Origin of the sequence: Myxococcus sp. CA056 (assembly GCF_013336715.1) — a bacterium.
In the GTDB taxonomy this organism is placed as follows: Bacteria; Myxococcota; Myxococcia; order Myxococcales; family Myxococcaceae; genus Myxococcus; species Myxococcus llanfairpwllgwyngyllgogerychwyrndrobwllllantysiliogogogochensis.
Genome location: NZ_JABUMT010000019.1, coordinates 115,449 through 138,595, shown reverse-complemented (window position 1 = coordinate 138,595; position 23,147 = coordinate 115,449). Strand labels below are relative to the sequence as shown.

The following is a 23,147-nucleotide window of genomic DNA, read 5'->3' as shown; positions in this document are numbered from 1 at the left end:
ATGAGACCCTCGGAGAGAAATTCGGGGATGTGAAGCCTTCCCAGGATAGCGAGCTTCCGCCCGGAGGGCACGCGTGAGGAGCATTGGCTGCTGTGTCTTCCGCTCGCGGCATGCGGGGAGTGGTCATTGCCTGCGCACCCTCCGCTCCCCAGTCTCTTTTCTCCATGAAGAGGGGGGCCTCGCATGACTTCCAGGAAACACAATCACTCCACGCCGGAACGCACCGTCCTGCCGCCCGAGCCGTCTGCCTTTGGTGGGACGATTGGCGAGACCTACCAGGACTCCGTGCCCGACTGGACACCCGCGCTCCCCCTGGTCGCGCCGGAGGGTGCGCCGAACGTGCTCATCATCCTCCTGGACGATGTCGGCTTCGGGCAGTTGGGGTGTTACGGCGGCCCCATCGAGACGCCGAACCTCGACACGCTCGCGAGCACGGGGCTGCGGTACAACAACTTCCATACGACGGCGCTCTGCTCACCCTCGCGCGCGGCGTTGCTCACCGGTCGCAATCATCACTCCGTGGGGCTCGCCGCCATCACCGAGGCGGCCACGGGTTTTCCTGGCAGCTACGGGTCGATTCCGAAGAGCGCCGCCACGGTGGCTGAAGTACTGAAGCAGAATGGTTACAACACCATGGCCCTCGGGAAGTGGCATCTCACCCCGTATACCGCCTACACCGCAGCGGGGCCGTTCGACCGCTGGCCGGTCGCGATGGGCTTCGAGAAGTTCTACGGGTTCCTCGGCGGAGAGACCGACCAGTGGGCGCCGTTGCTGGTCCAGGACAATCAGTTCATCGAGACGCCCACGCGTCCGGGATATCACCTGACCGAAGACCTGGTGGACCGGACCATCACCTACATCCGGGACCAGCAACAGGCGAACACCGGGCGACCCTTCTTCACGTATCTCGCGCTCGGGGCCTGCCACTCACCGCTCCATGCGCCCCGGGAGTTCGTCGACAAGTACCGGGGTCGGTTCGCGCAGGGCTGGGACAAGGTCCGCGAGGAGGTGCTCGCGCGGCAGAAGGTGCTGGGCCTCCTTCCCGAAAGCGCGCGACTGACTCCGCGAGACCCCGCGGTCTCCGCCTGGAGCGACTTGAGCGAGGCGCAGAAGGCGGTGTACTGCCGGCTCCAGGAGGCCTTCGCCGGGATGCTCGACCATGCCGACCACCACATCGGTCGCCTGCTCGCCGCGCTCGACGAACTGGGGCTCCGTGACAACACGCTCATCCTGGTCGCTTCCGACAACGGGGCGTCTCAAGAAGGGTTGGAGCACGGCGTCACGAATACGGACCGGTATCGGAATTTCAACCCGGAGACCGTGGAGGAGATGACCCTGCTCCTGGACCAGGTGGGCGGTCCCGAGACGGACCCGCTGTATCCGATGGGCTGGTCCCTCGCGGGGAACGCGCCCTTCAAGAAGTGGAAGCAGGACACGCATATGGGTGGCAACACCGATGCGCTCATCATCTCCTGGCCCGCGAGGATTCGAGCGCGGGGAGCGATTCGCAATCAGTACCACCACATCATCGATATCGTTCCGACCCTGCTCGAAGTGGGTGGGCTTCCCGAGCCCACGTCAGTCAACGGCGTCAAGCAGATGCCCGTTCAGGGGGTGAGCCTCGCCTATACGTTCGACGATGCGACGGCGAAGACGCGCAAGAAGGTGCAGTACTACGAGATGCTCGGCAGCAGGGCCCTGTGGTCGGACGGCTGGACGGCCGTGGCGTGGCACAAGAAGGGCACGTCCTGGGACGAGGACCGCTGGGAACTCTACAACACCGACGTCGACACGACGGAGTTCGACGATGTCGCCGCGAAGCACCCCGAGAAGCTCCAGCAACTGATTGCGCTGTGGGAGGTCGAGGCCAGGAAGTACCAGGTCCGGCCGCTCGACGACCGGCGCTATGAGCGTGCCGCGGACCCAGGGCGCCCCGTCGCCGCACTGCCCAGGGAGCGCTATACGTTCTACACGGGCACGTCGAACCTGCACCCGCTGGCGGGGCCTGCGCTGCTGGGCAAGCCGCACACCGTCACCGCGTTTGTCTCCCTCCCTGACGCTGGCGCGGAGGGGGTGCTGGCTTGTTTTGGCGGGGCGTTCGGTGGATGGACCCTGTTCGTCCAGGAGGGCCGGCTGCACTACGTCCACAACTACCTCAAGATCGAGGAGTACGCCGTGTCCTCGACCCGGGTGGTCCCAGCCGGGCAGCACAGGTTGGGGGTGCGCTTCACGCCGACGGGAAAACATCTCAAGCCGGACTTCTCCACGGGCGATGTGGTCCTGTTGATGGACGACGAGCAGGTCGGAGCGCTCAAGGGCATCAAGATGGGGGCGATGTACAGCGCCATGACGGGGTATGGCCTGCTCGTGGGGCGGAACACGGGCACGGCCGTCAGCTCTCGCTACCAGGTGCCGTTCGTCTTCACGGGGACGCTGGAGAAGCTCGTGGTGGACGTGAAGGGCGAGCGTGACGCGGAAGGAGAGCTGCGGCTCGCCTTCTCCCAGGAGTGAGGAGGAGGACCCTCCCCATGGCGAAGTCGGTTCAGCGTTTGGGCTTGTAGCGCAGCCAGAGCAGGTCGCCGGTGCGCTTCTCGAAGGAGACCCGCTTGAGATGGCGAGTGGGTCCCTTCCCCTTGCGTGCATCGAAGAGCGACGGGGTGCCGATGGAACCATCGGCGATGGGCGCCACCAGTACGCTCAGCTCGTCGATTGAAATCCGGCCAGTCATCCACGCATGGGCGCTTCACTTCACGCATCCGCGGTGTCCTCGCGAAAAGGCCGGGGTCGCTGCTCCCCGGAGTATTGCTGAGCGCCTGTGCTGGCGCGTGGGACGCGGTGATTCAGCGGCCTGTCGTCTTCTCCAGCGCCTCCGGGTAGCGCGCACCCTGCACGGTGATTTTCGAGGCCGCGTCCCGGAGCTCGTGAAGGTCCTGCGCCGTCAGCTCGATGCGGGCCGCGCCGAGGTTCTCCTCGAGGCGGTGCAACTTCGTGGTGCCTGGGATGGGGACGATCCACGGCTTCTGGGCGAGCAGCCACGCGAGCGCAATCTGCGCCGGTGTCGCCTGCTTCCTGGCGGCGACCTGGGTCAGCAGGTCGACCAGGGCCTGGTTCGCCTTCCGGGCCTCGGTGGTGAAGCGCGGGACGATGTTGCGGAAGTCGTCCTTGGCGAAGGAGGTCGTCTCGTCGATCTTCCCCGTCAGGAAGCCCTTACCGAGCGGACTGAAGGCGACGAGGCCGATGCCCAGCTCCTCGAGGGTCGGCAGCACGTCCTCCTCCGGCCGTCTCCACCAGAGTGAGTACTCGTTCTGCAGCGCCGTGACGGGCTGGACCGCGTGCGCCCGACGGACAGTCTGCGCACCGGCTTCGGAGAGCCCGAAGTGCCTCACCTTGCCTTCACGAATCAGGTCCTTCACCGCGCCCGCGACGTCCTCGATGGGCACGTTCGGGTCCACCCGGTGCTGGTAGAACAGGTCGATGGTCTCGACCTTGAGTCGCTTGAGTGAGGCCTCGGCGACCTGCTTGATGTGCTCGGGCCGGCTGTCCATGCCGGCCTGCTTCCCGTTCTCATCGAGCTTGAACCCGAACTTGGTGGCGATGGCCACCTGCTTGCGGAAGGGCGCAAGCGCCTCGCCCACGAGCTCCTCGTTCGTGTAGGGACCATAGACTTCGGCGGTGTCGAAGAACGTGACGCCCTTCTCGACGGCCGCTCGGATGAGCGCAATCGCTTGCTGCCGGTCCATCGCAGGGCCGTAGCCGAAGCTCATGCCCATGCAGCCAAGTCCAATGGCCGAGACTTCCAGGTCGCTCTTCCCAAGTCCGCGCTTCTTCATGGCGCTACCTCCCGTGGGTCTTTCGGAGCCCCTGCCTGGCCGCCCGCTCGCGCGATGCCCGCGACGACGGCCTCGAGCCGGTCTGTCCGACGCGCGCCGGGGGGCAGTTCGGGTCTGCCGCACCCTGTTCACGAAGAAAGGTACGCCCCGGGTCCTGAGTGGACCAGGCGCGCCGAAGCCCATGGGCTTGTAAGGCCTGATTGATAATGCGGCGGGGCTGCCTCGCGGGCACCGGGCGTCCGATGACGGCGGCATAGGGGGCTCGCCGTCTCCTCGTCAGCATGGGGGCGCGCCTCCCGGGGTGACAACTCCACCATGCAGGGGAGGCACCACGGGCCGTGCATGCCGCGAAGCGGCACGTTTGAGCGCTGCACAGAACGCGAGGAAGGGCTGCCGGTCCGCACAGCGGTGGAGTACAAACGACGTGATGGGACGCTTGAGCGCAAGCCCCCTCCGTTGTGAGCCCCCCGCGCAGAAGGACCTCAAGACATGAATGCAACCCGGTGGTTCGGACTCGCTTCCCTGACCCTGATGCTTGCCTCGAGTGCCCTGGCCGAGGACAAGGCCCCCGCTCCCGCCGCGACGAATGGCGCCGTCGGCAAGTGGACGACCATCGATGACGAGACCAAGAAGCCCAAGTCGGTCATCGTCATCTCCGAGGAGGACGGCAAGCTCGTCGGCAAGATTGAAAAGCTCTTCCGCGACCCCAAGGAAGAGCAGAACCCGGTCTGTGACAAGTGCCAGGGCTCGCTCAAGGACCAGCCCATCATCGGGATGACCATCCTGCGCGACCTGAAGAAGGACGACGACGAGTGGACCGGTGGCACCATCCTCGACCCGGCGAACGGCAAGACCTACAAGTGCAAGATTGCCCTCGAGGACGGCGGCAAGAAGCTGAAGGTCCGTGGCTACATCGGCATGTCGCTGCTGGGCCGCACCCAGCACTGGGTCCGCGCCGAGGAGTAGCGCGTCGCCGCGTGAGCCCGGGTGGACTCCCTGTTCGAGGGGAGTCCACGCCACCACGGGATGCAGCCGCTCACGGCATCACCCGCCGTTGACGCCCGCTCCACTTCGCAGCAACAACGCCGCGCGTTTGATGGCGGCCCGGATGCGGACATAGGTGCCGCATCGGCAGACGTTCTCGCTCATGGCGGCGTCGATGTCCGCGTCGGATGGGTGGGAGTTCTTCCTCAGCAGCGCGACGGCGGCCATGATCTGCCCCGGCTGACAGAAGCCACACTGGGCCACATCCTCGGTCACCCACGCCTGCTGCACGGGATGCAGCCCCTGGGCGCCCAGCCCCTCGATGGTCATCACCTCGCGGCCCGCCGTGCTCCCCACGGGGTGGATGCAGGGACGGAAGGCTTCTCCATCCAGGTGGCTGGTGCAGGCGCCGCACACGCCCACCCCGCAGCCATACTTGGGGCCGGTGACACCCAGGACATCGCGGAGCACCCACAGCAGGGGCAGGTCCGCGGGCGTCTCCACCGTCACCGACTGACCATTGAGGATGAATTGATGGGCCACCATGGTCAGACTCCCTCGTCGAGGATGGGGAAGCGGGTGGGCATCGTGCCGGTCGCTCGGGCAATCGCGTTGGCCAGGGCCGCCGCGGCGCTGGGATAACCCAGCTCTCCCACACCGCCCACGCGGTCATCCGACCGGACCAGGTGCACCTGGATATCGGACGGGACGTGCTTCATCCGCAGCCACCGGTAGTCCGCGAAGCTGCCCTCGCGCACCGCTCCCGCGTCGATGTGGAGTCCCGCGCTCAGCGTAGTGGACATCGCGTCCACCGCCGCGCCCTGGAGCTGCGCCTCGATGCCCTTCGGGTTGATGGGCAGGCCGACATCCGCGGCGATGACCACGCGCAGCACCCGAGGCGTGCCTCCCGTGACGTCCACTTCGATGAGGTGCGCGATGGCGCTCTCCCACTCCTCGAGGACGGCGACGCCCTGGGCCACTCCGGGCGGCAGCGCTCGGCCCCACTGGCCCTCGGACACGACCTTCTCCAGGACCGCCTTGAGCCGGCTGGACGTGAGCCGCGAGCGTCTCAGGGCCACGGGGTCGACCTGGAGCTCGCGGGCCAACTGGTCGACGAAGACCTCGTTGGCGACGCCCACCTGACTGGTGAACACCGAGCGGAAGGAGGCGGTGGGAATCGGAATCGCGACCTCGCGCAGCTCGTGGCCCACCAGTCCGAACCGGTAGTGGAGGCGCTGGGAGAGGGCGAAGAACACCGCGCTCGTCACGTTGGGGAGGACTTCGCCCGCGAGCGCCGTGAGCACATCTCCAAAGCCGTGAGGGAGCTCCACGGTGGGAATGGCGGCGCGGTGGTTCCAGCCGAGGAGGCTTCCTCCCAGTCCCAGGTGGGCGAGGATGCGGTGGTGGCTGGCGGGCCGGAAGTGTCCGTGGCGCATGTCGTCGTTGCGGCTCCACATCAACTTCACCGGCCGGCCAATGGCGCGCGAGACGAGCGCGGCTTCCACCGCGACCTGATTGAAGAACCTGCGACCGAAGCCGCCACCGGCCCGGACGACGTGCACGGTGACTCGCTGCGGGGCGAGGTCCCAGCCGAGCGCCCTGGCGACCTCGCGCTGCGCGTACTTGGGGTCCTGCGCTCCGAGCCAGATCTCCGCTTGATTCCCCTGCACCCGGGCCACGCAGCTCTGGGTCTCCATCGTCGCATGCGCGAGGTAGGGGAAGTCGAAGCGTCCTTCCACGGTCCGGGTCGTCAGCAGCGGGGGCAGGGGCCTGGGACCTATCGCGTCGCGCAGCCGGGCCCGGATGTCGACGTCGGACAGCGTGCTGGCCGGGCCCGCTGCCCAGGAGACCTGCAGGGCGTCGCGCGCCGCGAACGCCTGCGCGAAGGTCTGGGCCACCACCGCCACACCCGAGGCCAGGGGCACCACGCCGACCACGCCTGGCATCGCTCGGGCCACGGCATCGTTGAAGGATTGGACGGTGCCTCGCAGCGTCGGAGGCCGAGCCACCACCGCGGGCAGTGCCCCGGGGACGTCGAGGTCCAGCGCATAGCGCGCCGCACCGGTGACGATGTCCAGCGCGTCGATGCGTCCCGTGGGTCGACCGACCACGGTGTACTCGCTCGGAGGCTTGGGCTGGGAGGAGACCGCGGGCAGCAGCACGTGCGCGGCGTCCTCCGCCAGTTCGCCATAGCCGACACGGCGGCCGTCGGGTGCGTGCACCTCACCGTTGGCGGTGGTGAGGGTGAAGGCGAGGGCCCGAAGGCGGAGCGCGGCGGCGGTGACGATCCGTGCCCGGGCCTCCGCCGCGGCGGAGCGAAGCGGCCCCGCCAGGTAGCGCATCGTCGAGGACAGCCCGGTGAGCTGGATGAGCCAGCGAGGGTCCGCGTCGGCGCTGCGCACGTCGACCGAGTCGAGCGCCACGTCGAGCTCTTCGGCGACCAGCATGGCCACGGCCGTGGTGATGCCCTGGCCCATCTCGGTACGCGGCAGCGTGGTGACGACACGCCCGTCCAACTGGATGGCGATGTAGAGGCTGAGCGGCGTCTGCGCCTCCGTCACGGGCGCTTCGGCTGCCGCCGCCTCGGGCACGTCCAGCCCCAGCCGGGCTGCAATCATCAACGTGGGAGAAGCCACCACCCACGTCAGGAACCGGCGGCGGTCCATCCCTCCTGGAGCCGCCGCGTCTGATTCGAGCGCATCCGCCATGGGCAAAGCATCGCACACGGCCACGGTGTGCCCAAGACGACGTGGCCGCCTGGTTCATCGGGCTGACAGGCCCTCCGTCCAGGCGAGGACATCCGTCCCGGTTTGTGTCGAAGGAGCCGCACGCCTGGGCGAACATTCGAGTCGCGCGGTACGTCCGCTCCGGAGTTGAGCGCCACATGTGAGGGATTGTGGAGTGTCAGTCTCGCGCACGGGTATCACGCGCACGACGTTCTTGTTCTCCGTCGACAGCAGGACCTCTTCGCGTCTGGCCACGAGCCACCCTCCGAGGCGCGAGGCTGGCGCTGGATGGACGCCCGATGATGGACCTTGCTAGGGTTACAATTGAAACATCGATACTTGTCACAAGGAGTTCATGATGACGCTGTCCCGTTGGGTCGTTGGGATGTCCGCGCTGCTGGCCAGCGCTTGCGGTGGGCCGCCCCCGGAGCAGTCCGAGGAGGCAACTCCCGCGGCCGAGGTGAGCACGGTGGAGCAGCACTCAGAGCCGCCGGGCGGAGAAGTGCGGTACGGCGAGCACCGGACCTATTACACCAGCGCGACCAAGACGACCTGGGCCGGGGCCTGGCACTACGACTGTGAGGGGTACATCACGGTGTCGGGCCAGGTGACGCCCTACTATACGGACATCCGTTTCATCTGCCCGTAGCCGTCCTGTTGAAGCTCGGAGTCGGCGGATGCGTGGTCGCCTCCGAGCAGGGGCGAGGCGTTCCAGGGAGAGGCGCGAAGCTGGACACGCCCCTCCCCGGGCGCTGCTCACTCCTCTGGTTCGGGAGTGGTTCGCGGGCAGCTCGGTGACCCGGGGAACGGCGACCAGCCCCGTCCACAGGCCGTGGCGCTGAGCCTGGCGAGCCGAGACAGCACTTCAGGCGTTTGCATCGCGGGCAGGAGCTGCCCGTTGATCAACGCCGCCTTGAAGGCGGGCTCCGTCGCGGCGGGGATGAGCACCCCCCGCAGTCGAGCGAAGACCACCAGTTCGTCATAGACAGCGGAGAGCGTGGCGGCCGTGGTGCGGTCCTGTGGGCTGAGCTTGGAGAAGTCGACGCCAATCTCATACAGGTGCCGGAGGGAATGGAGCCCCTGGCCACATTCATGGCCCGTGAAGTCCTGGCGGAAGCCGCCGTCGACGCCAAGGGGGCCGACGAACTCCGCGCGGTCCGTGCAGACGTGGTGGGAGATGCGGTCCGCCAGCGCGTGCAGGTGGATGCCGAGCCGCGCGTCCGCCACATGGGACGCGCTGCCACCGACCCAGGTGTCGAATTGATTGGAGAGCACGGGAGGCGTGCCGCTGTCGGAAGACACGGAGATCACCTGCTCCCCCGTGGAGAGGGTGAAGGGAATCGCCAGGTCGTCGTACAGGCCGATGAGCCCCTTCACCTCCACCGACTCGCCGCCCTTGTCGGTGTAGCAGGCCGAGCCGGTCGCGAGGTCTCCCCCGGGGCTCGCCACCGTCAGGCCCGCGGTGCACAACGGCGCGGCGGCGCCCGCGCCCTCCATCGCCCATGCACGCGTGTGGGCGAGCATCACCTCGGTGTCCGCGTCATCGACCTCGGGCGCGAGCCCATTCACCCCCGTGGGCGGCACCGCCAGCACGCCGTTGTAGGGCGCCAGGTAGTGGTAGAGCACGCCTCCCGTGCTGAGGTTGGTGCGCACCAGTCCACTGACGTCGACCGTGGTCAGGTCCGCCGCACCCGGCACGGGCTGCCCATAAATGTCTCGCGGGATGAATTGACCGAGGTCGGTCGCCTCGTCGTAGGCCGCAATCCAATAGGCATCGGAGAAGGAGAAGCCCACAGCCCGCGCCATGAGGTAGGTGGCGTCGGAATGGACGACGCTCCGCCCTCCGTCGAACTTGTTCGGGGCCGAGAGGAGCACCTCCAGCGCCTCGGCGCGGCACCGGGGGCTCGTCGGCTCCTTGAGTGAACAGCTCTTGGGCAACGTCGTGCAGTTCGCCACCGTCCCCGAGCCCTTCGGGTAGCACACGTCCTCGGCGAAGGCCCGCGCCGCTGCCGGCACCAGGACCGTCATCATCACCGCGGCCCCACACCACCATGATTGTCGATTCCGCATTCGCTGACCCCCCACGAAAGGTGAACTGAGACACCGAGGCTCGGCGGGACGGGTCGCTCAACGTCCTCGTGGCGCGTCGGCGTCGGGATGTCGAACTGCTGGAAGTGTGTCAGGCCGCGCTGGTGAGGAGCCTGCCGTGCGAGGACTCGATGAGGTGCCCCTGTCCGCGGTCCTCGTCGAAGGGCTGCCTGCCATCCTTCGTGGAAATCGCGCCCATGCGAAGAGTCCTTGAAAGAGGTGAAGGGGACACCGGAATTGAAGCTCCGGCTCGCGAAGTCCTGAGGCAATCCTCCTGAAAGGCTTGTGGATAGCCGAGAGCCAACACTGGGTCCTGGAGCCCACTCCCCGCGAACCACTCCTTCCAGAGCGGGTGGGCCAGGAGACTCTCCTCCTCGAGCCCCACCGCGTTCAACGGCTGCTCACACGCTGGTGGGAGCTCCTTCTCGGACGGTGCCGATGGAGGGACCTCGAACTGACGTCTGAGCGGGGGAGGAAGGTCCACTGGCCTGGCGGGCCGTGGTCAGACGAGGGGATGTCCACCATCCACGTGCAGCACCTCTCCCGTGGTGAACCCGTTGCTCATCAGGAACACCGCGGCATGGCCCGTGTCGGTCGTGGTGCCGATGCGTCCCACAGGGAGCCGGCGCGCGTGTTGTTCGAGGAGCGGGCCCTTGGCGTCCCCCGCGACCGCGTCCCAGACGGGGGTGTCAATCCAGCCGGGCGACAGGACGTTCACTCGCACCGGCGCGAGCTCCAAGGCCCAGGCACGCACGGCGGACTCGATGGCGCCGTTCACCGCCGCGATGACAGAGCCGTTCTTCATGGGGCGCACCGAGGCGATTCCCGTGGTGAAGACGAGCGAACCGCCGGGCTGGAGCCGCGCATGCTTCGCGACATGGAACGCGGCCATGAGCTTGGAGTCGATGATGCGGCGCGCGGCGGCGAAATCCATCTCCTTGATGGGAAGGTAGCGAGCCTCCACCGCCGTGACGACCACGTGGTTCACCGGGGGGAGCACTTCGAAGAGCCGGCGCACCGCGTCCTCCTCGGTTGCATCGGCTGAGACGGTTCGCACACGGTCCGGGCTCCCGAGCTGCTCGGCGGCTTGGGCCAGCTTTTCAGGGGAACGGCTCACGAGCGTCACACGCGCGCCTTGCTCCAGCGCCGCCTGGGCCACTCCGAGCCCGATGCCCGAGGAGCCTCCCACCACCACGACATGTTGTTGTTCGAGGGTCATGACGCATGACTAGCGCTCGAAGACGATTGCAACCACGGGATGAAATGAAAGACTCCATCCCATGGATGGGATGATGATGAGCGAGAACCTGCGCCTCTTCGTGGCCGTGGCACGACAGCTGAGCTTCGTGGAGGCCGCGAGGCGCCTGGGCATTCCCACCAGCACGGTGAGCCGTCGGGTGGCGCTCCTGGAGGAATCGCTGGGGACTCGGCTCCTTCAGCGCACCTCGCGGAGGGTCGGGTTGACGCTGGAGGGGGCTCGACTGCTGGAGCGCGCGGGGCCGCTCCTGGACCAGTTGGGCGAAGTGCTCGACCAGACCATGGACCGGGAGGAGGAGCCCGCGGGCAGGTTGCGGATGACAGCGCCCGTGACGTCCGGAGCCCAGCGGATCGCCCCCTTGTTGTTCTCCTTCATGGCCCGGCATCCCCGCGTGGACGTGGAGCTGTTGCTCACCAATTCGAAGGTGGACCTGGTGGAAGAGGGTTTCGACATCGCCTTCCGAGTCGGCCCCATCCTCGACGCCGAGCTGGTGGCCCGACGGTTGTGGAGCATCGAGTCGGTGTTCGTGGCCTCCCCACGCTTCGTGCAAGACGTCTTGAAGGGGCGAACCCTGCTGACCCGGGAGGAACTCCAGGACGTGCCAGCGGTGCTCTCGCAGCCTCAAGGTGTCTGGCGTCTGCGCCGCCGCGACGGCCGAGTCGAAGAAGTCCGCCCCAGGGATGTTCGCGTCACGGTGAATGACCCCCGGGTGGCCCTGGCCGCTGCCCAGGAGGGGCTGGGCGTGGTCAGCGGAATCAGGGAGATGGTCGAGCAGCAAGGCACCGCGCTCGTGTCCCTCACCGTGAAGGGGCATACCCTGGAGCCGCGAGACGTCTTCGCGGTGTATCCCTCACGCCGGCAGCTCTCCACGCGGGCGCGCCGGGTGCTCGACTGGGTGATGAAGCACGGCTCGACGGCCCCATCGGCGAAGCAGCGGGCAACCCGCGCTCACGAGTAGCTGATGACACGGGACATCAGGGGGATGAATGCCGTCATCGGGCTCCCCGGTGTCGAGCGGGCTGAGCTGTCGCGTGCGTCCGCCCCAAGTGCTTGATCTCCCACGAGGAGGAGCGCCACGCCCTTGGTGGGTGATGGGGCCGGCGGGGTGGCATGCGTCCTGCTCTATGCCCCCGCGTGCCTCGCCATGGCGGCCTGGGTGTCCTCCCTGGGCTTGCCCCCACTCTTCGACTTCCCCGGGTCTGATATGTCCATCTCGGTCCTCAATCGCTCCTGCTTCTCCCTTCCCCACGCGGGCACTTCCACCAGCCAGCCCGTCTCGGCTCCGGTCCAGGGAGTGGAGAGCACTGCCGCGCGCCAGCCGCGCAACGACGTGTGGCAGAAGCTCATGACGGACTCCTTCGAGCCGGCCCCGACCCGGCCAGGAAGCTCTCGCGCGGCGGGCGTGCCCTCGGGGGCTTCATCATCCAGTGACGCGGGGCCCGGGTTCGGCGCGCCCTCCGCCGGGTCCACGCAGCAGGCGAACCCGAGTGAGCCGTGGCTGAGCCGCAACAACGTCGGCTCGCCCTACAACAGCAACATGCTGCTCATCGACCCGGGCCAGAAGAGCCAGTACACGTACACGAACACGTTCACCAACAACACGGGCCAGCCGCAGACCGTCACCCTCTGGAACAAGACGGGTGAGAATGGCGGTCCGAATGATGGGCAGAACTTAGACAAGAGCACGCCGAAGACCTTCACCCTGCAGCCCGGCCAGTCGCAGGTCGTGGCGTTCGACACCAACAGCAGCGTGGCGTGGTGCGTGTCCAAGGACGGTACGGCGAATCCCGGCGCGAACTCAGGTCAGACCTGGGGAGAGGCGACGTTCGCGAATGCCGGCACGGGCTGGAGCGGCTACGACACCAGTCAAATCAGCCCCGCGGGCCACAATGGAAACATGTCCATCAAGAACGACGCCGGGGGCGCCACCGTGACGCAGGCCAACGCCTGGCAGACGCCCTCGGATGACCCCGCGGGCCGCGATGTGGGCGTCCCCGCGGGTCCGTTGAACCTGACCACGACCTTCAGCTGAGCTGGACGTCGTCGCTCGCTCCGGGCGAGTGCTCAGCGCGTTCCCGTCGCGCGCGGGCTCACTTCGACTGGCAATTGCTCCGGCTCGCCCGGTTTGACCAGGTGGATGCTGGTGCCGGAGGCCGCGTGCCCGAGGCCGGGCTTGAGCACCTGCTGGGTGTCGTAGTGGCCACCGTTCTGCCTCCGGAACGGGATGACGTCATCGGTGAACAAGCCGTCCAGGCGCGCCTTGAACGCCGCCGCGATGGACGGCCACTGCTCTTCTGTCAGGCGGTCCACGTGATACGCCGTGAATGGCGGCAGGACCTCCATGCCGGGATAGAAGAGGACCCCGTGCTGGATGGGGAAGAGGAGGTCATCCAGGGCGCCGTTGACGCCTCGCTCGGTGTAGTGCGGCGCGCGCCCGCCAATCGTGACGGACAGCATGGCGCGGCGGCCCACCAGTGTGCCCTCGCCATAGCGGTCGCCCCAGCGCTCGCCTCCGTGTTCGCCCACGCCGTAGGCGAAACCGTAGGCGAAGACCCGGTCAATCCAACCCTTCAGGATGGCCGGCATCGAGAACCACCACATCGGGAACTGGAAGAGCACCGCATCGGCCCAGAGCAGCTTCTCCTGCTCGGCCTCGATGTCCGGGCTCTGAGAGCCGTTGGCGAAGGCGTGCTTCGACGCCCCCACGTAGGACAGTCGCTCCCTGGCATCATGGTTCAGGAAATCAGCGCCATCGGCGACCGCCTTCCATCCCATGGCGTAGAGGTCGGAGACGCGGACCTCGTGACCCAGCGCGGTCAGGTGGTTCACGGCGAGGTCCTTCAGCGCCCCGTTGAGTGAACGCGGTTCGGGGTGGGCATAGACCAGCAGGACGTTCATGACGTCCTCCCGGCGCGGCTCACGACGACCTTGCCCAGGTGCTGGCCGCTCGCGAGGTGCTCCCAGGCGGCGCGCGCATCGTCGAAGCCGAACACGCGGTCGATGACGGGCCTGATGCGGGTGTGCTCGAGCGCCGCGACGAAGCGTTCGAACATCGAGACCGAGCCGACGTACACGCCGTGCACGGTCTGCCGCCGGTAGAAGACCGAGTGCAGGTTCACCTCGCCCCGTCCGCCGGTGAGTACGCCGAGCATGCTCATCGTGCCGCCGTAGCGCAGCGCCGCGGAGGACTGGTCGAAGGTGGCCTGTCCACCGACGTCGACCACGAGGTCCACGCCGCGCCCGCCCGTGAGCGCCTTCGCCCGCTCGCCCCACTTCGCCTCGGCCCGGTAGTCGATGACCTCCTCGGCGCCGAGCTCGCGCAGCCTCGCCGCCTTGTCCGCGCTGCTCGACGTCATCAGCACGCGCGCGCCAGCGGCCTTCGCGAGCTGCAGCGCGAACACCGAGACGCCGCCGGAGCCCTGGAGCAGCACCGTCTCACCCGGCCGGAGCGACGTGACCTCGAACAGCGCCTGCCACGCGGTGAGCCCGGCGCAGGGGAGCGTCGAGGCCTCCTCGAACGAGTACCCCGCAGGGATTCGCACCCAGCTGTGCTCCGGCAGCACCACCTCTTCGCGAAGCATGCCGTCCACCCCGCTGCCGCCGAGCGCACTGGCGTGGTGCGCGTCGCTCAGCTCGCCGTCGACCCAGTGAGGGAAGAAGTTGGCCATCACCCGGTCGCCTGCCTTCCAGCGCGTGACGCCAGGACCCACCTCGATGACCTCGCCGGCGCCATCGGAGGTGGGCACGCGCGGTGACTTGAGGTTCTTCTCGGCGCCCTTCGCGATGAGCACGTCGCGGTAGTTGAGCGACACCGCCTCCACGCGCACCTTCACCTCACCCGCGCCCACGCTGGGCGAGGGGCGCTCGGCCCGCGTGAGTGCATCAAACCCCGGCTTCGGCTGCAGCTCCCATGTCTTCATGGTGAAGACGTACGATTCAGGTTATTTCTTCGCAAGTACGCACAAGTTTGGTGAGTACGCACAAAAAGGGAACCATGGCCCGGAAACGCGACGACGATTCGAAGACCAACTGCGCGGTGGAGGCGTCCCTGGGCGTCATCGGCGGGCGCTGGAAGGGCGTGGTGCTGTACTGGTTGTTGAAGGGCACGCACCGCTTCGGCGAGCTGCGCAAGCGGTTGCCGAACTGCAGCCAGCGGATGCTCACCTTGCAGTTGCGCGAACTCGAGGAAGACGGACTGGTGAAGCGCACCGTCTACGCGGAGGTGCCGCCGCGCGTGGAGTACGAACTCACCGCCTTCGGTCGTTCCCTGGAGCCGGTGCTGATGGGGTTGCGGGAGTGGGGTGAGAAGTACAAGCGCCGGTTGCAGCGCGCGGCCTGAGCGCACCGGGCCTGCCCACCCGACCGCATCATTGGGTCCAGCCCGCCGCTACAGTGCCACCCGGTGCTCGGCGTCCGGTCTCCGGATGATGAGCTCCGAGAGCTCCACCAGCCGAGGCTCCGGCCCCGCGAGGAACCGGCCGCGCACGACGGCGGGGTCGTTGTAGTACCAGGGGCCCCCCACGTAGGCGGACACCACCTGGAAGCAGCGGTCCTCGATGTTCGGGTACTCCAGCTGGATTCGGGGCCGCTCGGGTGTCAGCTCCAGCGACTCTCGCGGCGCGCTGATGAACGCCTTGGAGAACATCGCGATGAACTGTCCCTCCACGGCGACGGGCTGGCCGTCGTACCGCTGGGCTTGTGCGAGGAGCGCCTCGACCGAGATGGGAGTTTCCATGGGGTTCGTCAGTACCAGTGGAGCACCTTGACGGCCTGACCGGTGAAGATTTGCGAGAACTCCGCTTCCGACTGGAAGTACTGGATGCCCCAGGGGTTTCGCACCGCCACCACCTTGACCCCGCTTCTGACGGTGACGCCGTCGATGACCACCGCATGCAGCGGATGGGTGGGATTGTTGGTCTTGATGACGGCGATGGCTGGGTTGCCGCCCTGTGTCGCCGACGCGAGGTCCGCCACCTTCCAGCCTGTCTTGGCTTCAGCGGCGACCCTGTTCCACTTCAGCATCTCCACCATCTTCTCGATGGTGGTGCCCGAGGGGCCCGCCCCCTTGAGCATGTCCTTGAGGAGGGTCGGACTGACGGGCCCGCCCATGCTGGCAATCATCTCGCAGGAGACCGGGCCGCAGGTCGGCGCCGGCCCCTGGAAGGAGAGGGGCCTGCCGGGCGAAGCGGCCCTCGGCGTGACGCCCTGGATGCCCTGGTCGGGGAGCTGGGCCAGCTTCGTGGGCTTGGAGCCCAAGAGCGCGGCGTCCGTGAGGACTCCCTCCGCGAGCAGCTCGCCATCCTTCCCGAGCACGACGACCCGGGGGCTGCCTCCCACGAGCTCGGAGATCTTGACCGTGCCGCCGTTCTGCAGCTGGGCCTCGATGGCCACCGCCGCGCCCACGGTCTTCTCGCCGGTGCGCGCGCCTCGGATGATGGTGACCGCCCGGATGCCCGTCGTCCCCAGTGACAGGGCCGACAAGCCCACCGACACCAGGCCCATGGCCATCATCGTGTCGGCCGCCTTCTGCTGCGCCGGGTCGACGACGTTGTTCGCGCCCTGGGTCAGAGAGAGCATCGAGCCCTCCTGATACATCTTGAGGCCGCTGACGGCGCCATACGTCGCGAGCGACGTCTCCAGCGCGATGACTCCGGCGACACCCACCGCCGAGGTGGGCGGGAAGATGGTGAGCACCAGCAGGCCAACCGTCGCCGCGCCCATGACGATGGCCTGGGCGATTTCCCACCGCTGCGCGGAGGCAATCTCGTCGAGGACCTGCTGCTGGACCTCCGGCGTCGCCAGCACCATCAGGTCCTGGACGATGGGACGCAGGAGCAGGTAGTCGAAGTCCGCCGAGTCGATCTTCGTCTTGAAGAGGTCGTAGTCGGCCTGACGCTTGTCGATGCTGGAGATGATTCTCGCCAGCAGCGCGGCGGGCGACCGGTTCGTCGAGAAGATGTCGAGCGGCAGGATGTCGTACCGGGCCGGGCCCAGCTCATCCAGATAGGGCCTGAGAGTCTTGACGGCCTGCATCGCCTGCTGGGCGGATTCGTAGCCCGTGAACTTGTTCGGGTCGGCGACCGTGCTCTCCGCGTCGGGCCCCTCGTGGAGCCGGGGGGCGGGGTTCGCGGACTCCGCCTGGGCGTGTTCCTGGAGCGATGAGACAGGGCTGCGCGCCGGCGCGACGAACGCGGGGCGGTTGCGCCACCGGTCCTCTGCCTGCACCAGGGCGTGGCACCCGGTGCAGGCGCGGTACCGGCCTTCAATCTGCTGCTCGTAGACCCAGCCGAGCAGCGGGTTGTCCGTCCTGGCCCACTTGTCGAAGGTGAGCATGGTCATGCCCCCCTCGCTGGCCGCCAGCATCCCCAGCTCGTTGGCCCGGCTGGCCATCACCTGGCCCTGGACCTGATTGGCGCTGAGCTTCTCGGTGAAGAACTTCTTCCATTCCTCCAGGCGGGCCTTGTTGCTGTCCATCCGCAGCTTGCCCGCCTCCTTCACGCGCTGCTTGAACTCCGCCAGCGACGTCGCCGCCGTCAGCGTCGTCATGCCGCTCTTCGCGGAGAGCTTGACCGTCTTCTGGCCGCGGAAGAGGGTGACGGGGTTCAGCTGGCCGGGGGCGATGGAGAAGCCGAACTGGAAGGCCTCGGCGGCGACCTCGTTCGACTGGATGTCGAAGCGGACGCTGTTGCTCGCCGCGTCGATGACGACGTTGGCATCGAACTCGCCGTCGACGATGTCGCACTGGGTGAGCTGGTAGGAGACCGGCCCCGTGCTGGCGTGGAACGTAATCGTGTTGTCCGCGCAGGCGATCTCCACGAGCGACACGCCGGACGCGGGCGCGCCCCCCTTCCTCCGCAGCGTGTGCCCCGCACCGCCCTGTTGCGCGACATGCGCCAATTCGTGCGCGAGCAGATGCCGGCCCGCGCGCGTGCCCGGGTTGTACTCGCCTTGATTGAAGTAGATGTGGGTTCCGTGGGTGAAGGCGCGCGCTCCCAGGGAGCTGTTCATCCGGGCCGCGTGGTCATCCGTGTGGATGCGGACCCGGTCGAACGGGGTGCCCATCGCCGCGCCCAGCTGTCCTCCGAGGGCCGTCGGGAGCTGCTGCCCTCCCGACGACCCGCTCAGCTGGCTCTGCAAGTCGGGGGCGGACGCGGTGGCTCCGGAGTCCGCCTTGCGCTGAAGGGTTCCTTCCGTCTCCTCTTCCGCGCACTTGCCGCACTTGCGCTGGATGAGAGGCGAGGGTCCTTCCTCGTCCTCGCACGTCGAGCACTTGCGCTGGATGCGGTCTCGCATCGTGGGCTGGGAGGCTTGTGCGTCGCCTCCCCCCACCACGCGGTCCGCCACGGCGTCGGCCTCGCGCTCCAGGGCATCATCGGGGGCGCCGATGCGAAGCTTGGGCTGGATTCGCGGCGTCGGGGGCATGACGCTGATGCGGGCGAAGTCGAACCGGGGCCCCGGGTCTGTCGGCTCCGCCTGGCGTGCCTGGGAGGAGCGCCGCGGCTCGGTCTTCGCGGCGGGAGCCCGAGCCGCGGACGGCTGGGGCTTACGGTCGAACGCGAACATGAGGCCCTCCAGGAAGGCTCATGCCAATTCTACTCACTCTCCGAGTGAATTCATACGGAGCCTGTCTGGGACCTCACCCTGGAGGTGAGATGGGGAGGGCGCGCTCATTCCCATCCAGGTGAAGAGGCGCTCCAGCGCGAGCGTCCGCTCCGGCTCGGCGAGGCGGCTGATGCTGGAGCCGTGGTTGCCTTGCGGGGCGAAGTAGCGGAATGAGTCGTTCCTCGCGCGCACGGAGAAAGCCGCGGCGGAGTAGGGGTCATTCTCCCCGTAGATGAAGAGCATCCGCTCGCCGTGATTGCGGACCCAGTGCTCCACGCGGAGCATGGCGCCCCAATCGAACGGCTCCGTCACGGGGAAGCTCAAGTACAGGTCCGGCGTGTTCTCCCCGGGATAGCGCAACAGCCCGCGCAGGTGTCGGGTGGGGAAGCGTGACCAGCCAATCTGCGTCGCGGCCTGGTAGTAGGCGTACTCGAGTGGCGCGATGAAGCGGTCCGAGTAGGTGTAGGCCACGCCGACGACGGCGTTCAGGAAGGCGAAGGTCTGCGCCGCCGGCGCGCCGGGCGCGGGGATGCGCGGGCACGCGGTGGACGCCGTGCCGTATTGCCAGAAGTAGAAGGACGTCTCGACGGCGGAGAACTCCAGCGCGCGGTCCGCGCCGCCGACCACCGTGAAGGTGGTGTTGAACTGCGTGGCCAGCGCCTCCACGAAGGGGAGCAGCTCCTCGCGGCGTCGCAGCACATCCACCTGGAAGGCCTCCAACTTCGCGCGGCAGTCTTCATCCCCCACCTGTGCGAGGAAGTGGACATAGCGACCGTCGCGCAGCCCGTGGCTGCTGGGCGCGACGTACGGCACGGTGGCGTCCACGTCATCCGGGTAGAGGTAGCGGTGATACACGGCCGCGACGCCGCCCTTGCTTCCACCCGTGGAGAGCCAGCGCGCGGGGTACAGGGGCTTGAAGGCCTGGACGGCGCGGTGACTGTCGCTCGCGGCCTGGGAGAGGGTGAGCATCCGCAAGTCCCGGGACTCGGGTAGCGAGACACCCATGAAGCGGTGCTCCACGGAGAGCTGGTTGGCGCCGAGCAGCGCGGTGGGCTCCGCCTGCGAGGGTGTGCTTGCGACGATGTAGCCCTCGGTGGAGAGCACCATGGGCGCGTCCACCGAGCGGTGCAGGAGCGTCATCCGGAGCTGGAAGCGCTCCCCGAGCGGGCGCTCGTGGTCCAGGGGCTGCTCGAAGCTCAGCACGAAGAAACGTGTGCCCGGGAAGGGAGAGGGCTGCTCGAGGACGACGGTGAGCCCGGGGATGGACTGGAGCTGGGTGAGGATGTCCTCGGGCTGTGCCGTGGTCTCCTGAGTGGCCGACGCCTGCTCCGCTGGCTCCGGGGCGTCAGGCTCCGCGAGAGATGAATCACCACACGCGTGCAGCAACACGCTCATGGCCAGCAGCCATGGCGTCCTATGAATCTTCATCATGCGATGCACCTGGGGGGTCGAGGTGCCGTTCAAATGCCTCGCGGATGTCCCCATATCGGACCCGCTGGATATCGCGTCCGGCGAAGGCGGTGCTGGCTCAGGAGAGGGAGCAGCGTCGTGCCGCTTTCCGAGGGCGCCAGCTTGCACACCGCGTCACTCATCGCGCGGCGGGGTGCTCAGGCTCATGGGCTCCGGAGGTGGCGGTCGTGTCTCGGTATTCGCCAGTCGCTGGAGCGGCACGACGAGTGACCGGGCCCCATGGGTCAGCACGGGCAGGGCCACGAAGGGGTGGAGGACCGCTCCCAATCCGGTCTGGAGATGGAGCACCCGGTTGAACCGGCGATGGACGCCCGCGTCGGTCGATGAGCGCTCCATCAACTGACGGATGTACCAATGCAGCGCGCCCAGGCCTGGGGCCCGTTCGCCCGTGGCCTGTGGATACTGGAGGTCCATGCTCGTGCTCATGAACCAGGGCAGCCGGATGACTTCGGGAAGTCGCCGCCGGAAGTGCTGGGCGAGGCCGGTGAGGTCACCACGGTGGGCCTGCTCGCGCAGGCAGGTGTCCAGCAGCTCCGCGCCCAGTCCCGCCACGGACATGCCCTGGCCGAAGAGTGGATTGAAGGCACAGGCGGCGTCTCCCAGGACCACCAGTCCCTCGGGAAACCGGGCCAGCCGCTCGTAGTGCCGCCAGCGGGTGTCCTTCACCTTGTGCGTGGTGAGGGGCCCCAGGGGCCTGGCGTCGCGCAGGTAGTCGTACAGGTCCGGACGGCTCAACGAGCGGGCGAACTCGAGGAAGCCCTCGGGCTCGGTGGGCGCGTGGTCTCCGAAGTAGCCATTGAGGGTGACCAGCCACCTGCCACCCTCCACGCTGGAGATGAAGCCCGCGCGCCAGGTCGAGGGAGGGCGGGGGTACTGTATGAGCGCCTTCCATTCGCGGTGGAAGCGGGGAGGGGGCGCATAGAGCCCCGAGGTATAGGCGAGGTCCACCTGGACCTGCTCCTCCTCCGGACGCGCATGGCCGAGTGCCTCCAGCCATTGAGGCATGCGCGAGCCCCGACCGCTCGCATCCACGACGAGGTCCGCCTCCCAGGACTCCTCGCCCTGGGCTGTCTTCACGCGGAGGCCCGTGACGCGACCGCCGCGCTCGTCGGCGAGCAGGCCCTCGACGGAGCACCCCTCGCGGAACTCCACGTTGGGCCGCTCCTTCACCCGGCGCAGCACGTTCCACTCGAGGAGGGTTCGCGTGCAGAGCAACAGGGGGATGCCGCTGGTGTAGCGCTTCTTCCAGACGCCGAAGTGGTGCCAGGCGACGTCGCGGCTCGAATCGATGAGCTCGGCTCCCTGTTCCTGGAGCTGCTCGAAGAGGCCTGGAAAGGACTGGTCGAGGATGCGACGGCCCGTATCCAGCAGTACGTGGAGGTGCACCCCCTGCGGGAGGCCCTTCCGGGGGACAGGCCCCTCCGCTCGGAGGTCCCGCTCCACGAGGATGACCTTCTCGAAGTGGTCCGCGAGCACCCGTGCGGCGAGCAGTCCCGCCATGCTGCCGCCGATGACCACGGCACCGCCCAATCCGCGCCCCGCCATGTTCATGCTCCTGTTGTGAGAGGATATCTCTCCGGTCCAAGTCCTGGCCCGAGGCATTCCACGTCGGTGGTCTGACATCCGGGCAGTGGGTGGAGGTGCTACCGGAGGATGTCTGCTTCGAGGAGCCGCGTGCGCGGTTTCGCCGCGATGTGTGTCATGTCCAGCAGGGTGTTGGTGAGCTGACGGAGGGCGCTCTCCGTCTCCAGGGGGTTCACATCATGAAGCGTGTCATTCCGAGTACCGCCATCCTCCTGCTGCTCATGGGTGGCATGGGCGCGTGCAAGTGCGGGGAGTCTCCAGACCTGTCCAGGGCCGGGCTCCGGGAAGCCCAGGTCTGTTCCACGCCAGGGGAGGGCGGGGCCCTCTCCGCGTGCCCCCAGCTCTGCGATGCCGTGGGACAGTTGCCCGCGCCGCCACCTCGGGAGGGGCTGACGCGCGACCTCATCGCGACGGCGCTGGACGTGAAGCTGGGCGCGATGCGCGGCACGGCCACGCTCCAGGTGGGGGAGTCGAAGGAGCCTGGGCTGTCGTTGATGGTGGGCACGCTGAACATCACCGGTGTGCGGGGGCGCTGCGGCGACCTGAAGTACACCGTGAAGGACGGGCGGCTCGACATCGGTGTGCCGGAGTGGGCGACCACCGTGGTCGTCGACTACACGTTCACCTCGACGGAGAAGACCGACGGGTACCGGCGCACGGGGACCACGTACACGTGGCCGGCCTTCTGCGGGAACCTGTTTCCCTGCCATCCGTCACCCGACGACGGCGTGAAGTTCTCGCTGCGGCTCGGAGACCTGCCGGAGGGGCAGGTGGCGGTGTATCCGAAGCAGGTCGCGGGCGATGTCCCGGCGTACATGCTGGGATGGGCCGTGGGGGCCTATACGGAGCGACCGCTGGGCGCCACGCGCGCGGGGACGCAGGTGTCCGTCTGGTATCTGCCGGGCGAGGAAGAGGCCGCGCTGGCGGGCACGCGCCACCTGCGGGACGCGATGGACTTCTTCGAGACGCGGTATGGGCCGTATACCTTTGGCGACAAGGTCGGCTCGGTGTCGGCGAACTGGGGGCCCAAGGCCAAGGGGGGCATGGAGCACCATCCGTTCTGGCATCTGGCTTCGGAGTCGATGGGGGACAGTCTGGTGCATCACCATGAGGCGGCGCATGGCTGGTATGGGAATGGCGTGCGCATCCAGTGCTGGGAGGACTTCGTGCTCTCGGAGGGGACGACGGACTACCTCACGGCCCGCGCGGTGCGCGCCACCGAGGGCGAGGAGGCGGAGGCGAAGCTGTGGGAGTCGAGGCGCAAGACGCTCGAGGCGCTGGTGGTCCGGCGCGACACGGTGGTCCTGCCTGACGCCACGTGCAATGCGATTGACATGAGCACGCACCCGCTCGCCTCTGGGCTGCCCTATCTGAAAGGAAGCCTCTTCTTCCATGAGCTGGAGAAGCAGGTGGGCACCGCCGCGCTGGACAGCGTGCTGGCGCGCTTCTACCAGCTCCACGTGGGCAAGGCCGCGCGCATGCAGCAACTGCTCGACTTCGTGAAATCAGAGACGGGCCATGACCCCGGGCCGCTCGCGCAGGGCTGGCTGCGAGGGCTGGGCGTCCCCGCCACGTCGCCCATCACGTCGGGGCCCAAGCCGTGAC

18 protein-coding genes and 1 pseudogene are annotated in these 23,147 nt (G+C 67.9%); 7 read left to right on the top strand and 12 right to left on the bottom strand.

Annotation, left to right across the window (positions count from 1 at the left end; genetic code table 11):
• Positions 1–183: 183 nt before the first annotated feature.
• Positions 184–2,511: an arylsulfatase gene (locus HUA76_RS40700; RefSeq protein WP_174463932.1), complete on the top strand. Its 2,328-nt coding sequence runs from the start codon at positions 184–186 to the stop codon at positions 2,509–2,511.
• A gap of 31 nt (positions 2,512–2,542) precedes the next feature.
• On the opposite strand, the pseudogene HUA76_RS40695 reads toward HUA76_RS40700, so the two are convergent.
• Together HUA76_RS40695 and HUA76_RS40690 are read right to left on the bottom strand one after the other, a co-directional pair.
• A pseudogene (locus tag HUA76_RS40695) lies at positions 2,543–2,710 on the bottom strand (deaminase); the annotation flags it as partial.
• Between the two features lie 130 nt (positions 2,711–2,840).
• Positions 2,841–3,830: an aldo/keto reductase gene (locus HUA76_RS40690; protein WP_174463931.1), complete on the bottom strand. Its 990-nt coding sequence runs from the start codon at positions 3,828–3,830 to the stop codon at positions 2,841–2,843.
• 531 nt (positions 3,831–4,361) lie between these two features.
• On the opposite strand from HUA76_RS40690, the gene HUA76_RS40685 reads away from it, so the two are divergent.
• Positions 4,362–4,796: a DUF2147 domain-containing protein gene (locus HUA76_RS40685; protein WP_254614800.1), complete on the top strand. Its 435-nt coding sequence runs from the start codon at positions 4,362–4,364 to the stop codon at positions 4,794–4,796.
• 78 nt (positions 4,797–4,874) lie between these two features.
• On the opposite strand, the gene HUA76_RS40680 is transcribed toward HUA76_RS40685, so the two are convergent.
• Positions 4,875–5,360 carry a (2Fe-2S)-binding protein gene (locus HUA76_RS40680; RefSeq protein ID WP_141640360.1) on the bottom strand — a complete coding sequence of 162 codons (486 nt, stop codon included), beginning with the start codon at positions 5,358–5,360 and terminating at the stop codon, positions 4,875–4,877.
• Positions 5,361–5,362: 2 nt separating this feature from the next.
• The gene (locus HUA76_RS40675) at positions 5,363–7,522 is read right to left on the bottom strand and encodes a molybdopterin cofactor-binding domain-containing protein (RefSeq protein ID WP_174456324.1); all 2,160 of its coding nucleotides are present in this window, start codon (positions 7,520–7,522) and stop codon (positions 5,363–5,365) included.
• 373 nt (positions 7,523–7,895) lie between these two features.
• On the opposite strand from HUA76_RS40675, the gene HUA76_RS40670 reads away from it, so the two are divergent.
• Entirely contained in the window at positions 7,896–8,189 is a 294-nt protein-coding gene (locus tag HUA76_RS40670) for a hypothetical protein (protein ID WP_254614798.1), read from the top strand.
• Between the two features lie 107 nt (positions 8,190–8,296).
• Here the strand turns inward: HUA76_RS40670 and HUA76_RS40665 are convergent, their stop codons facing one another.
• Entirely contained in the window at positions 8,297–9,571 is a 1,275-nt protein-coding gene (locus HUA76_RS40665) for a hypothetical protein (protein ID WP_174463930.1), read from the bottom strand.
• 559 nt (positions 9,572–10,130) lie between these two features.
• Positions 10,131–10,847, bottom strand: coding sequence for an SDR family oxidoreductase (locus tag HUA76_RS40660; protein ID WP_141640357.1), 717 nt, complete (start codon positions 10,845–10,847; stop codon positions 10,131–10,133).
• Between the two features lie 61 nt (positions 10,848–10,908).
• On the opposite strand from HUA76_RS40660, the gene HUA76_RS40655 reads away from it, so the two are divergent.
• Positions 10,909–11,844: a LysR family transcriptional regulator gene (locus HUA76_RS40655; protein WP_141640356.1), complete on the top strand. Its 936-nt coding sequence runs from the start codon at positions 10,909–10,911 to the stop codon at positions 11,842–11,844.
• A 246-nt stretch (positions 11,845–12,090) separates the two neighbouring features.
• On the top strand, positions 12,091–12,918 hold the full coding sequence (locus HUA76_RS40650) for a hypothetical protein (RefSeq protein ID WP_174463929.1): 828 nt from the start codon (positions 12,091–12,093) through the stop codon (positions 12,916–12,918).
• 32 nt (positions 12,919–12,950) lie between these two features.
• Here HUA76_RS40650 and HUA76_RS40645 read toward each other — a convergent pair whose 3' ends face one another.
• Positions 12,951–13,784, bottom strand: a complete 834-nt coding sequence (locus HUA76_RS40645; RefSeq protein ID WP_141640354.1) for an NAD(P)H-dependent oxidoreductase — start codon at positions 13,782–13,784, stop codon at positions 12,951–12,953.
• Positions 13,781–14,806, bottom strand: a complete 1,026-nt coding sequence (locus tag HUA76_RS40640) for an NAD(P)-dependent alcohol dehydrogenase (protein WP_141640353.1) — start codon at positions 14,804–14,806, stop codon at positions 13,781–13,783. Before HUA76_RS40640 ends, HUA76_RS40645 begins: the two co-directional genes overlap by 4 nt.
• A 74-nt stretch (positions 14,807–14,880) precedes the next feature.
• Here HUA76_RS40640 and HUA76_RS40635 point away from each other — a divergent pair, with 74 nt between their 5' ends.
• On the top strand, positions 14,881–15,225 hold the full coding sequence (locus tag HUA76_RS40635) for a helix-turn-helix domain-containing protein (RefSeq protein ID WP_141640352.1): 345 nt from the start codon (positions 14,881–14,883) through the stop codon (positions 15,223–15,225).
• A gap of 48 nt (positions 15,226–15,273) precedes the next feature.
• Here HUA76_RS40635 and HUA76_RS40630 read toward each other — a convergent pair whose 3' ends face one another.
• The 4 genes from HUA76_RS40630 to HUA76_RS40615 all read right to left on the bottom strand — a co-directional run bounded on the left by HUA76_RS40630 (position 15,274) and on the right by HUA76_RS40615 (position 21,503).
• Positions 15,274–15,621, bottom strand: a complete 348-nt coding sequence (locus HUA76_RS40630) for a hypothetical protein (protein ID WP_174456319.1) — start codon at positions 15,619–15,621, stop codon at positions 15,274–15,276.
• An 8-nt stretch (positions 15,622–15,629) separates the two neighbouring features.
• Positions 15,630–18,449 carry a DUF4157 domain-containing protein gene (locus HUA76_RS40625; RefSeq protein WP_174463928.1) on the bottom strand — a complete coding sequence of 940 codons (2,820 nt, stop codon included), beginning with the start codon at positions 18,447–18,449 and terminating at the stop codon, positions 15,630–15,632.
• A gap of 33 nt (positions 18,450–18,482) precedes the next feature.
• Positions 18,483–19,919, bottom strand: a complete 1,437-nt coding sequence (locus HUA76_RS40620; RefSeq protein WP_174456317.1) for a S28 family serine protease — start codon at positions 19,917–19,919, stop codon at positions 18,483–18,485.
• Between the two features lie 153 nt (positions 19,920–20,072).
• Positions 20,073–21,503, bottom strand: coding sequence for an FAD-dependent oxidoreductase (locus HUA76_RS40615; RefSeq protein WP_371823592.1), 1,431 nt, complete (start codon positions 21,501–21,503; stop codon positions 20,073–20,075).
• 218 nt (positions 21,504–21,721) lie between these two features.
• Here HUA76_RS40615 and HUA76_RS40610 point away from each other — a divergent pair, with 218 nt between their 5' ends.
• Positions 21,722–23,146, top strand: a complete 1,425-nt coding sequence (locus tag HUA76_RS40610; protein WP_174463926.1) for a M1 family aminopeptidase — start codon at positions 21,722–21,724, stop codon at positions 23,144–23,146.
• Position 23,147 lies beyond the last annotated feature (1 nt).